This window comes from Chitinophagales bacterium, from assembly GCA_017303415.1.
GTDB lineage: Bacteria > Bacteroidota > Bacteroidia > Chitinophagales > Chitinophagaceae > SpSt-398.
In genome coordinates this window covers 2709692-2721710 of record JAFLBJ010000001.1, presented here as the reverse complement: position 1 = coordinate 2721710, position 12019 = coordinate 2709692, and the positions used below count along the sequence as shown (strand labels likewise).

The following is a 12019-nucleotide window of genomic DNA, read 5'->3' as shown; positions in this document are numbered from 1 at the left end:
GGACTCTGTATTTGGCCCACCACCACCCATTGACCCTTCCCGTTGGGGACCTAATGATACCATTCTTACCTCTGCCATTTATCTATGGGGGCCCTATAATGAATGGATGAGTTATACGGAAAATGAAATGGTATGGGTGTCCAAAATGTCTGACAAGGAACTGGAAAAGTTCATTCGCGAATGGACCCGCTTACGCAATGCCGTTTATGTAACCTACCCATATGCCAGGACTGCCGGCGTGTTGATGAATGATATCAATGCGAAATTGGAGGGAATAAGTTCCAAAAAAGAAAGAAAGAAATACATCAAGTCGCGCGAAAAAGAGTTAAAGGATCAGTTTGCCGATCCGCTTTCGAATTTATCCGTTTACCAAGGAAAGATCCTGATGAAACTGATCAATCGCCAAACCGGGAATAACTGCTACGAGATCGTCAAGGAATTCAGGGGTGGCGTAACAGCCCGACTGTATCAAACCGTTGCCTTCTTCTTTGGGAGTAGCCTGAAGCAGGGTTGGGACCTGAAGGATAAAGTGGATTGGCAGATCGAAAGCATTGTCCGGGAGATTGATGCCACCTGGTATAATACGCCGTACAGACAGGCGGTGAAAAATTAGCCCTCCAATATACAAAGGGGAAGTCCCTAAATTTGCCACAAATTCTACGTATGAAATTGGACATATTAGCCATTGGGGTGCATCCCGATGATGTTGAACTGGGTTGCTCCGGATGGATGTTGAAGGAGATCGCGCGTGGGAAGAAGGCAGGAATCGTTGACCTTACGCAAGGAGAACTCGGCTCCCGGGGAACCGTGGAGACCCGATACCAGGAGGCTGCGGAAGCGGCGCGTATATTGGGTATTTCAGCCCGGGAGAACCTGAAGATGGCGGATGGCTTTTTCAGCAATGATGAAGAGCATCAGCGGAAATTGATACGGATGATCCGAAAATACCAACCCGAGATCGTGATGGCCAATGCACTGGAAGATCGTCATCCCGATCATGGTCGCGCAGGCAGGTTGATCGCGGATGCCTGCTTTTTAGCCGGCCTTCGAAAAATCGAAACAGTGGGTGATGGCGGAGAACCTCAGGAGGCCTGGAGACCCAAGTATGTTTTTCATTATATACAGGACCGCTATATTGAACCCGATTTTGTGGTGGACATTACCGATGTCTTTGAAAAAAGAATGGAATCCATCAAGGCCTATACGACCCAATTTTACAACCCCGATAATGAATCAGACGGACCTCAGACCTATATCTCCACACCCACATTCTTTGATTCTGTCATTGGGCGTGCGCGTATGATGGGAAAGAAGATCGGTGTACAATATGGGGAAGGCTTTGTTTCGGAGAAGAGTTTGGGGATTCAGGATATGGATGCATTCTTACTCATAGAAACATGAATCAACCACAGAGACAAAGAGAAATATTTTTCTGTGCCTCTGTGTCTCTGTGGTAAAAAGGATTTAGTTCAAATAAAACCCGGCTGAAAGCCCCACCACCCGGTGTTTGATCTTTGGCCCGTCATCTGCATTACTGATCGAACCTAAAGTGCCATGGTATTGTGCCATGATGTAATATGTGGGAGTTTCGAACCCAAATTGGACTATTCCCGATGCCAGGTAACGCCCATAATCACCAAACCCAAATTTCATAGGTCGGTTCACAGTTCCTCCTCCATTTTTCTTATCAAACTTTTCACGACCGATCAAGGCAAAATCCAGTGAGGGCCCTGCCCGGAGAAATAGATGATTTGTGGATTTTGACAGTTCCAGGTGAAGGAGAAAACCAACCTCCATGGCATGAACTGTAACATTGTTATTGATAGCAATAGTATCAGGGGGAAAAGCAGCATTGTCCAGGGTTACTTTGTACCCTTTGAGACTATAAAATAGGGTGGGGGCAAAATAGAGTTGATTGTCAAAAGGTACTTTTAATCCAACACCTGCCTGAAATCCTGGCTTGAAACTGGTCTTCTGTTTTTCATCTCCAACCTTATAACTGGCTGAACTGAGTTGAGGTCCCGCGTAGAGGTGTGTTTTAACTTGTGAATTTCCTTGCAGGACAAAAAATGACCCACAAATAAGGAGCAAAGCGAATTTTTTCATGAAGTGGTATTAGGGGCGGCTTTTATAGGAGGCGGGCAAAAGTACCATATATTTTCTCAATATCCTACCGCTGCATCATCCCCTCGCTTATCGGCCACCGCTTCAATAGAGCCATCATCCCATACACGAATGATCTCGGTACGTCCGATGGTTCCCCGTTCTTTTACTTTATACCCCATGTCTTCCAATTGCTTACGAAGAGGAAGGGGGAATGTTCTTTCCACCTGGATCTCATCGGGTAACCATTGGTGATGAAATTTGGGTTTATACAGGGCATCCTCCGTAGAAAGGTTGAAATCGAGGATATTCACCAGGGTTTGAAATACCGAAGTAGGTATGGTGGTACCACCGGGAGTACCTACCACAAGAAATGGTTTGTTTTCCTTGATAACCAAGGTGGGCGTCATTGAGCTCAACATCCTCTTGCCAGGGGCAATGGCATTCGCTTCTCCTCCAATGGCCCCATACATATTGGGGACACCCGGTTTGATGCTGAAATCATCCATTTCATCATTCAAAAGAAAACCTGCTCCGCCTACTACTGTGCGGCTGCCATACGAATTATTCAAGGTGGTGGTGACTGAAACAGCATTGCCTTCTTCATCAATCACACTTAAGTGAGTGGTCTCCTCACTTTCTTTACCGACTATGGTTCCTGGCTGTATAAGCTGACTGTTCCCGGCTTTATTGGGTACAAAATCGTTCATGCGTTTTTTTAAATAATCCTCCGAAGAAAGTTCGGCTACCGGTACCGGATAATAATCGGCATCGCCCATATAGGCGGCCCGGTCGGCATAGGCTCTTCTTTCCACCTCGGTCATCAATTGTACGGCTTCCGGGGAGAGAAAACCATATTCACCCAGTGGCTTGCTCTCCACCATTTTCATCATTTGATGTACCAATAATCCGCCACTGCTTGGCATGGGCATGCCCACCACCTGGTATTCTTTGTACATAAACACATGTGCCTCGCGAAATTTGGCCTCGTAATTTTTGAGATCTTCATAACTGATCAGGCCCTTTCCTCTTTTCATTTCTTCCACAATCAGGCGGGCTGTCTCTCCTTCATAGAATCCTTTTTTTCCATGGTCACGGATACGCTTCAGGGTATTTGCCAGATCTTTCTGTATCAGCGGATCCTGTGCTTTCCAGCCTTTTTCATTGATAAAAGCAGGGGGTATGGTATTGAACTGTTTGAATTCTTCCTGTAGACCATTGAGAGAACGGGCCTCTCTTTCAGAGATCAGAAATCCATTCGCTGCCAATTCGATCGCTGGTTGAATGAGAGTCTTCATGGGAAGCTTAGCGAACTGGTGGGCTGCAAATAACCCGGCGACGGTTCCGGGTACTCCGGCACTCAGGTGACCATCCTGGCTCCAGTCGGTACGTGGGTTGCCTGCCTCATCCAGATACATATCCTTATGTCCGGCGGATGGGGCTTTTTCGCGGTAATCCAAGGCGATTAATTTCCCTGCTGCCGTTCGCGCCACCATGAAACCACCCCCACCTAAATTGCCCGCATTGGGATATACCACCGCCAGGGCCAGTTGAGTAGCAATGGCCGCATCAAAGGCATTCCCACCTTTCTTCATGATCTCCACACCTACCTGACTGGCCAGCACATGGGCGGAGACCACGGCTCCCTTGCGCACAAGGACCTTTTTTTGGATCACAGGCTGTGATGAAGCAGGGGTGAGGCGCTGGGTTGAATCGCAGGATTGTACCAATAAGCCCAGGGCTATCCATATAGGGAGATAAAATAATAACTTTCGCATGCAGGAGGGATAATTTCAAGGAAATTACATAAAGAAATGGATATGGTAAATCTTACCCTATTTCTTAAATTGCCGTACTAAAAAACAACTCATGCGAAAAATCCTGGCTGCACTGCTGCTGCTATCCCTTTCCTTTTCCGTTTTTTCTCAACTAAAGTCGCCCAAAGACTTTCTTGGGTATTCCATCGGTGAAAAATATACCCCGCATTGGAAGGTGGTCAGTTATTTTCAATCCGTTGCGGCTGCAGCGCCAGATCGGGTAAAGCTGCAGTCATATGGAGAAACCAATGAAGGCCGCCCGCTGATGCTGGCCTTTATCTCTTCTCCGGAGAACATACAAAACCTGGAGAATATCCGTAAAAATAACCTTCGGTTGGCCAATACCGCGCTTGACCGGATGGCGCCCATGGAGGAAAATGCCCCGGTGATCGTTTGGCTGAGTTACAATGTGCATGGCAATGAGACCTCTTCCTCAGAGGCTGCTATGATGACGATCTATGCTTTGGTGGACCCCACAGAAACCAAAACCAAAGAATGGCTTAAGAATACCTTGGTGATTATTGATCCCTGTATCAACCCCGATGGCCGCGACCGGTATGTGAATTGGTTCAACTCCGTAAGAGGGGATAAGATCAATGTATTGCCCGAAGCACGTGAACACAATGAACCCTGGCCCGGTGGTCGTACCAATCACTATAATTTTGACCTTAACCGTGACTGGGCCTGGCAAACACAGGTGGAGTCACAACAACGGATAAAAGTTTACCACCAATGGCTGCCCCAGGTGCATGTGGATTATCATGAGCAAGGGATAAATGAACCTTATTATTTTGCGCCGGCAGCGCAACCCTATCATGAAGTGATCACCTCCTGGCAGCGCGAATTTCAGGTGACACTGGGGAGAAATCATGCCAAATATTTTGACAAGGAAGGATGGTTGTTTTTTACCAAAGAAGTATTTGATCTTTTTTACCCTTCCTATGGAGATACCTATCCAATCTATAATGGTGCCATCGGCATGACCTATGAGCAGGGTGGAGGCCCTCGGGGCGGAGCAGGGATCATTACCAGTGAAGGAGATACGCTCACCCTTCTTGACCGGGCCCGGCACCACTTTACCACTTCGCTGAGTACGATCGAGGCTTCCTCGCTGAATGCCGGTAAACTGGTCAGGGAATTTAGAAAATTTTTTAATGAAGCAGTCTCCACCGGAACGGGGGAGTATAAAACATATGTGATCAAGAATAAAGAAGCCGACCAGCAACGGATTTCTTCTTTGCTTCGCTTGATGGACAGGAATGGCATTCAATATGAATATGCCTCAGCCGGGAAGACCGCAGTAACCGGATTCAATTATGCCACAGGAAAAGACCAGGCTTTTACCCCGGAAGCCGGGGATATATTGCTTCAAAGTCAGCAACCACATTCCACCTTACTCAAGGTTTTATTTGAACCACGAAGTAAACTGGTGGATTCGGCTACCTATGATATCACAGCCTGGGCCATGCCCTATGTGTATGGCGTTACAGCTTTTGCCAGTAAGACTAAGATCGCTGGCGGAGGTGCACGTCCGGCGAAGATCAATAATGAATTGAACCCCGCCTATGGGTACGTAATTCCCTGGCAGGGTGTAGCCAGTGCACGTACACTGGGCCAGTTGATGCAGGCCGGGGTGAATGTGCGTGTGGCAGAACGTCCTTTTGAGATCGGTGGCCAGTCATTTGACAGAGGTTCGCTGATCGTGATCCGTAAAGGAAATGAAGCGAATTGGCATAATGTGCCTGCCTGGGTAAGCAAATACGCCAACGATAACCAGGTGAAGGTATCTACGGTCAACACAGGTTTTGTTGACAAGGGTTTTGATTTTGGAAGTGATAAAGTTCGTTTCCTTCATGCACCTAAAGTAGCCCTGATCACCGGAGAAGGTACTTCCAGTTCGGATGCAGGAGAGCTCTGGCATTTCTTTGAGCGGGACCTGGGATATCCGGTGACGTTGATCAATGCCAATGATTTTAGACGCATAAAAAAAGAAGATTATCAGGTGATCATCCTGCCTGCCGGCAATTATTCGTTCCTGAATGATAAGTCTGCTGCGGAGGATCTAAAGAATTGGATCAGTAAAGGAGGTCGATTGATTGCGCTTGACCGTACGGTTGGACAGATCGCCCGAATGGATTGGGGGATCAAGAATAAGAAAGGAGATGACCCCAAACCCGGCACCTATGATGCCTTGCAGGTGTATGAGGAAAGGGAATCCAATTATCTCAGTTCCTATATCCCCGGATCAATTTTTAAGGTAGAGGTAGATAATACCCATCCTTTGGCCTTTGGATATCCCACAACCTATTTTACCCTGAAACAGGATGATAATATGTATGAATTCATCGAAGGCGGATGGAATGTAGGCGTGATCAAGAAAGAAGCTGCAGTGGCTGGTTTTATTGGTAATAACCTGAAAGAAAAGTTAAAGGATGGGATGGTTTTCGGAGTTCAGGAGGTAGGTGGAGGAAACATTGTTTACTTTGCCGATAATATCATGTTCCGGAATTTTTGGGAAAATGGGAAATTGTTGATGTGTAATGCGGTTTTCCTGGTGGGACAGTAGAAGGAGAAGCTATTAGCTATTCGCTTTTAGCTTGAAGTCTTTCTATATACATTTTTTCTTTTGTAAAGAAACATTTTAATGAAACGATCCATTGCCTGTTTTTCCTTGTGTCTGCTAATTATTTGGCCCGTTCTTATCCGTGCTCAATCGCCGGCGACCATGTCTTCGGCGGATATGTATCTGGCCATTCGGAAATTGAATGTACTGGGATCGGTGTTGTATGTAGCGGCTCATCCGGATGATGAGAACACAAGACTGATTACTTTTTTATCCAAAGAAAAATTGTACCGCACGGGTTATCTTTCCCTCACGCGTGGGGATGGCGGGCAAAACCTGATCGGTGATGAACAAGGAATTGATCTGGGATTGATTCGTACCCAGGAATTGCTTTCGGCCCGTCGTGTGGATGGAGGAGAGCAGTTCTTTACCCGCGCCTTTGATTTCGGTTTTTCCAAGAATCCCGAAGAGACCTTTGATAAATGGACCAAGGAAAAAATATTGTCGGATGTAGTATGGGTGATCCGAAAATTTCAACCGGATGTTGTGGTTACCCGTTTTCCGGTGACCGGTGAAGGGGGGCATGGACATCATACGGCCTCGGCCATCCTGGCCAATGAGGCATTTGCGGCAGCGGCTGATCCGCGTCGCTTTCCCGAACAATTAAAATATGTAAGTACCTGGCAGGTAAAAAGAGTGTTGTGGAATACCTTCAATTTTGGAGGCAACAATACCATTCGTGATGATCAGTTTCGCATCGATGTGGGCGCGTATAACCCCTTGCTGGGAAAAAGCTATGGGGAGATCGCAGCAGAAAGCAGAAGCCAGCACAAGAGCCAGGGATTTGGTGTACCTGCTTCACGCGGACAATCATTTGAGTTCTTTCAAACCACCAAAGGTGAAGCGCCAGCCAACGAGTTGACGGATGGTGTGAATACGGGTTGGAGCCGCGTCAAAGGTGGGGCCGGTATTGAAAAAATGATCGCAGGGGTATTGTCACAATTCGACCTGCTTCATCCGGAGAAATCGGTAAAAGGATTGGTTGAATTATACAAAGCCATTGAGAAATTACCAGCTTCGGTATGGACCGGCCAAAAATTGAAAGAGGTCAAAAACCTCATTGCCCAGTGTAGCGGGTTATGGATGGATGCTTATACCACCGACGCGTTTGCTGTTCAAACTGATTCGGTAAAGATCAATATAGCGGTCAATAACCGATTGGGCGCCGCTATTCAATGGCGTGGAATTTCTGTGGATGAGTTTGATACCACTTTGGCTGCCAACCTGGGCAAAAACCTGAACCAGTCATTCTCGAAAACCTTTTATGTGCCCCTTACCAAACCGGTGACACAGCCCTATTGGTTAGAGAAGCCGATGGAGGAGGGAACCTATACAGTGGCGGATCAGCAAAAGATCGGCCAGCCGGATGCGAGTCCGGCCTACGAGGTCCGATTTGATCTCACGATTGAAGGATTGGCGATCAATTATTCCTTACCGGTGCGTTATCGGTTTACCGATCCGGTACGGGGTGAATTGTATCAACCCATGGTTGTCATTCCTCCTTTTTCGGTCAAACCCGAACAGGAATTATATGTGTTAAAAAACGGGGCCGATTGGAAAAGAGCCTTGCAATTCAAGTCGAATAAGACCAATGGACAATTCCTTCTTTATGATGAAAATGGCAATGCCATTGATGCCGGGCCTTTTACACAAAAGGGGGTAATACGCAATTGGAGTTCACTCTTTGATATAGCCAGTCCGGTGGATTCAAGCAGGCATGCCTATGCTGATGCGAATTTTCAATACCGGTCAGCCTATTTTTATGATAAGGCGGGGCAACCTGCCTTGGGACAAACCACTATCCGGTACGATCATATCCCCACCCAGACCTATTTTACCGAGGCTATTAACCGTTATGTGAAGGTAGACCTGAAGACTGCCGGGAAACAGATCGGCTACATTCCGGGTGCCGGGGACAAAGTGCCTGAGGCGTTGGAACAAATGGGATACGAGGTGACAATGTTGACCGAAAAGGAACTGGCCCGCAATAACCTCGACCGCTTTGATGCGATCCTGACAGGGATCCGGGCCTACAATACGAATGAATGGATGGGTGGCTTTTATGATAAACTGATGAAGTATGTGGAGAATGGGGGCAACCTGATCATTCAATACAATACCAATAATTTTATTTCCAGCATTGCTTCCAAGATCGGTCCCTATCCCTTCTCGATTTCGCGAAACAGGGTAACCAATGAAGCTGCTCCGGTATCGTTTTTAAAACCTGAACACTCTGTATTTCATTTTCCAAATACCATTACCGCTGAAGATTTTAAAGGCTGGGTGCAGGAACGAAGTGTATATGATGCCCTGAATTGGGATAAAAAATATCAGCCACTTCTGACCATGAATGACCCGGGTGAAAAGTCGGATGAAGGAAGCCTGATCGTAACAGACTATGGGAAGGGGAAATTTGTGTACACCGGATTGGTTTTCTTTCGCCAGTTACCTGCAGGAAATCCAGGGGCATATCGGTTGTTGGCCAACCTGATCGGGCAGAACCAGATCAAACCTTTTTAGTCTGGATAAAAAACGTTTAACCAAAAGTCAAAGGCTAATAGCTATTAGCTTTTAGTAAAATACAGGAACATCATTATTTCTATGGAAAAAAAAGCACCGAGCAGAACACGTACAGATATGGCCCTGGTGATCACGATCCTGATCGGGTTGGGATTGGGTTTTTTAATTAAACGATTACATGTCGGGTTATTGCTCGGCCTGGGTATTGGACTGGCGGCCTCCGCCATGTTGCGCAGAAGATAGCCATGCAAGAAGCAGAAGACGATAAGGCCCCTTTATTTAAAAGCTGGAAAGGCTGGTACATTCTGGTACTGGCTTTACTGGTGGCAGAGATATTATTGCTCACCTATTTTACCCGCTACTTCTCATGAGCCAGCTCGATTGGATCATACTCATCGTTACGCTGCTGATCATTATCGGTTATGGATTATGGAAAGGAAGAAGTACGCATGACCTGGACGGGTATTTGCTGGCCAACAGAAGCTTACCCTGGGGTTTGGTGTTATTAAGCATAATGGGTACCCAGGCCAGTGCCATAACTTTCTTATCCGCTCCTGGTCAAACCTATTCAGACGGGATGCGTTTTCTCCAATATTATTTTGGGCTGCCCATTGCCATGGTGGTGATTGCCCTTTTCTTTGTTCCGGTCTTTCGACGGCTGAAAGTGTACACTGCCTATGAATACCTCGAAGGCCGGTTTGATGGAAAGACCAGGACCCTGACCAGCTTTTTATTTTTATTGCAGCGCGGGCTGTCAACCGGTATTAGTGTCATTGCCCCTTCTTTGATCCTATCTTCTTTGCTGGGTTGGAATATATATATCACCAACCTGTTGATGGGCGGATTATTGATCATCTATACCGTCAGTGGAGGCGCCAAGGCAGTGGCCTATACCCAACGGTTGCAACTGATCATCATCTTTACCGGAATATTTCTGGCTGCCTATATGGCCGTACATCTTTTACCAGAGGGTATCGGATTCAAGGAAGCGCTGGAAGTGAGTGGGAGCGCTGGTAAATTAAATGTGATCACCACAGGGTTTGAAAAAGGGAATGGGTTTGACTGGAGTGATAATTACAATTTATTCAGCGGTATCATTGGGGGTTTCTTTCTGGCCCTCTCTTATTTTGGTACGGATCAAAGTCAGGTAGGTCGATATCTTACGGCAAGTTCTCTCCGGCAAAGCCGGATGGGGTTGTTGATGAACGGGATTGTAAAGGTTCCCATGCAATTTTTGATCCTGCTGGTGGGAGCGTTGGTCTTTACTTTTTATCAATACAATAAAGCCCCGGTCTTTTTTAATGATGCTCTTGCCAAGCAAGCGGAGCAAACCCAATATGGAGATTCTTTACGACAAATTGAAGGCAGATATAATTTTCTCATGGAGCGGTTACCCGCTTTGCAGATTGAGGTACAGAAGCAACCCGGGCTTCGCGATAGCCTGCATATTACGCAGCAGAATATGGACCGGTTAAGGAAGGAGTACCGGGGCGTGATGGAGAAGGCGGTGCCTGGTGCGGACACCAAGGACACCAACTATGTTTTTATCCGCTTTGTGGTGGATCATCTGCCAGCCGGACTGGTTGGCCTTCTGATCGCCATCATTTTTCTGGCCAGTTGGGGTAGTATTGCCGCCGCCCTTAACTCGCTGGCTTCCTGTTCCATGGTGGATGTACATAAGCGGATATGGAAAGACAAGACCAGTGGCGAAAATGAATATCGTTTGTCAAGATGGTACACCCTCGGTTGGGGTGTATTCAGCATAATCGTTGCCATGTTCACCTATGACCTGGGAAATAGCCTTATCGAAGCAGTGAATGTGTTGGGCTCGCTTTTCTATGGGGTCATTCTGGGGGTATTTCTGGTGGCCTTGTTTATGAAAAGAATACGAAATGGAAGCATTGTTTTCTGGTCAGCCATTGGAGCAGAGCTGATCATTCTCATTATTTTTACCATGATCAAATTGGAGTATATCAAACTCGGGTTTCTGTGGTTGAACCCGATCGGTGCTTTTGGGGTCATTCTCTTCAGTTGGTTGGGACAGCGCATCTCTCCTCAACGTGCATAAAAAAACCGCGGGCCTGACCCGCGGTTAAAGTGTAATTTCTATTAATCTTATTTTAGAGATTTGATCAGATCTTCATTCAGTTTTACATAATCCCCGTTTTGTGCTTTTGACGCCAGGTCCATTGATTTCTTCGCTGTTTCAACGGCTTCAGATTTGCGACCGAGTTTAGCGAGACAGCTGGCTTTTTGATACAATACCCAAAATGCACCTGGATTTTGATCAGCTGCTTTGGTAAGCCATTCCAGCGCTTTGTTCAGATCCTTTCCGCTTTCCATGTAGTACATGGCGGCAGCAAAATAAGGTCTGTTATCATTCTCCATGGCACTTTTGATCTGGGCCATGATCTTGGAATCGATATCGGTAGATACAGGCAGGCCAACATAGACATTGTCCCAAAGGATACCTACTAAGCAGCTATTGCTTTTCACCTCATCCACATTGATCGTAAACGTTTCAATGGAGAAAGGAAGCATTTCCGGTTTTACCGTTACCCGTACAACATCCATATCCTGTTTGTAGGCAGCGGGACTTGTAACATCGGTTTGTTTGGAAATGATCACTGTCCAATTGTCTTTACCGGGGATGGTCAGCAATCCATATTTACCGGCAGGCACTTTGGTATCACCGATCTTTACTTCATCACCAAAGGTGAGGGTGGTGGCGGCATTTGCGCCTGTACGCCATACCATATCGTAGGGCACCAGGTTTCCAAATACCTCTCTGCCTTTTTTGCTGGGGCGAGAATAATTGATCTCAATGGTAGAGAGTCCGAAATTTTGTTTGATGGTTTGCGTGGGGCTGGGTTGGGGGGTGTTCAGGTTCTGTGCGTCAACAGCGTAAACACTGACCAGCAGGCCTAAGGCAAGGCATAATTTTTTAAGCATGACA

The 12019-nt window shown here is 46.7% G+C and carries 9 protein-coding genes; 6 read left to right on the top strand and 3 right to left on the bottom strand.

The window, feature by feature from the left end; all coding sequences use genetic code 11:
* Window positions 1-106 precede the first annotated feature (106 nt).
* A complete protein-coding gene (locus J0M30_11785) occupies window positions 107-613 on the top strand; it encodes a DUF4294 domain-containing protein (GenBank protein ID MBN8668176.1) in 507 nt (168 codons plus the stop codon).
* A 50-nt stretch (window positions 614-663) separates the two neighbouring features.
* A complete protein-coding gene (gene bshB1, locus J0M30_11780) occupies window positions 664-1401 on the top strand; it encodes a bacillithiol biosynthesis deacetylase BshB1 (GenBank protein ID MBN8668175.1) in 738 nt (245 codons plus the stop codon).
* Window positions 1402-1464: 63 nt separating this feature from the next.
* Here bshB1 and J0M30_11775 read toward each other — a convergent pair whose 3' ends face one another.
* Complete coding sequence (locus J0M30_11775; GenBank protein MBN8668174.1) at window positions 1465-2106, bottom strand: PorT family protein; 642 nt, start codon at window positions 2104-2106, stop codon at window positions 1465-1467.
* A 56-nt stretch (window positions 2107-2162) separates the two neighbouring features.
* Entirely contained in the window at window positions 2163-3881 is a 1719-nt protein-coding gene (gene ggt, locus J0M30_11770; protein MBN8668173.1) for a gamma-glutamyltransferase, read from the bottom strand.
* A gap of 91 nt (window positions 3882-3972) precedes the next feature.
* Between ggt and J0M30_11765 the strand changes: the two genes are divergently transcribed.
* From J0M30_11765 to J0M30_11750, 4 genes are all read left to right on the top strand, one after another.
* A complete protein-coding gene (locus J0M30_11765) occupies window positions 3973-6486 on the top strand; it encodes a zinc carboxypeptidase (protein MBN8668172.1) in 2514 nt (837 codons plus the stop codon).
* Window positions 6487-6564: 78 nt separating this feature from the next.
* Window positions 6565-9063, top strand: coding sequence for a PIG-L family deacetylase (locus J0M30_11760; GenBank protein MBN8668171.1), 2499 nt, complete (start codon window positions 6565-6567; stop codon window positions 9061-9063).
* A gap of 81 nt (window positions 9064-9144) precedes the next feature.
* A complete protein-coding gene (locus J0M30_11755; protein ID MBN8668170.1) occupies window positions 9145-9306 on the top strand; it encodes a hypothetical protein in 162 nt (53 codons plus the stop codon).
* 124 nt (window positions 9307-9430) lie between these two features.
* Window positions 9431-11131 carry a sodium:solute symporter gene (locus J0M30_11750; protein ID MBN8668169.1) on the top strand — a complete coding sequence of 567 codons (1701 nt, stop codon included), beginning with the start codon at window positions 9431-9433 and terminating at the stop codon, window positions 11129-11131.
* Window positions 11132-11178: 47 nt separating this feature from the next.
* On the opposite strand, the gene J0M30_11745 is transcribed toward J0M30_11750, so the two are convergent.
* The gene (locus tag J0M30_11745) at window positions 11179-12015 is read right to left on the bottom strand and encodes a DUF2911 domain-containing protein (protein ID MBN8668168.1); all 837 of its coding nucleotides are present in this window, start codon (window positions 12013-12015) and stop codon (window positions 11179-11181) included.
* Window positions 12016-12019 lie beyond the last annotated feature (4 nt).

Coding starts and splice junctions, on each gene's coding strand:
- J0M30_11745 (MBN8668168.1), bottom strand. CDS start 12,015: ATGCTTAAAAAATTATGCCTTGCCTTAGGCCTGCTGGTCAGTGTTTAC.
- ggt (MBN8668173.1), bottom strand. CDS start 3,881: ATGCGAAAGTTATTATTTTATCTCCCTATATGGATAGCCCTGGGCTTA.
- J0M30_11785 (MBN8668176.1), top strand. CDS start 107: ATGAGTTATACGGAAAATGAAATGGTATGGGTGTCCAAAATGTCTGAC.
- J0M30_11755 (MBN8668170.1), top strand. CDS start 9,145: ATGGAAAAAAAAGCACCGAGCAGAACACGTACAGATATGGCCCTGGTG.
- J0M30_11775 (MBN8668174.1), bottom strand. CDS start 2,106: ATGAAAAAATTCGCTTTGCTCCTTATTTGTGGGTCATTTTTTGTCCTG.
- J0M30_11760 (MBN8668171.1), top strand. CDS start 6,565: ATGAAACGATCCATTGCCTGTTTTTCCTTGTGTCTGCTAATTATTTGG.
- bshB1 (MBN8668175.1), top strand. CDS start 664: ATGAAATTGGACATATTAGCCATTGGGGTGCATCCCGATGATGTTGAA.
- J0M30_11765 (MBN8668172.1), top strand. CDS start 3,973: ATGCGAAAAATCCTGGCTGCACTGCTGCTGCTATCCCTTTCCTTTTCC.
- J0M30_11750 (MBN8668169.1), top strand. CDS start 9,431: ATGAGCCAGCTCGATTGGATCATACTCATCGTTACGCTGCTGATCATT.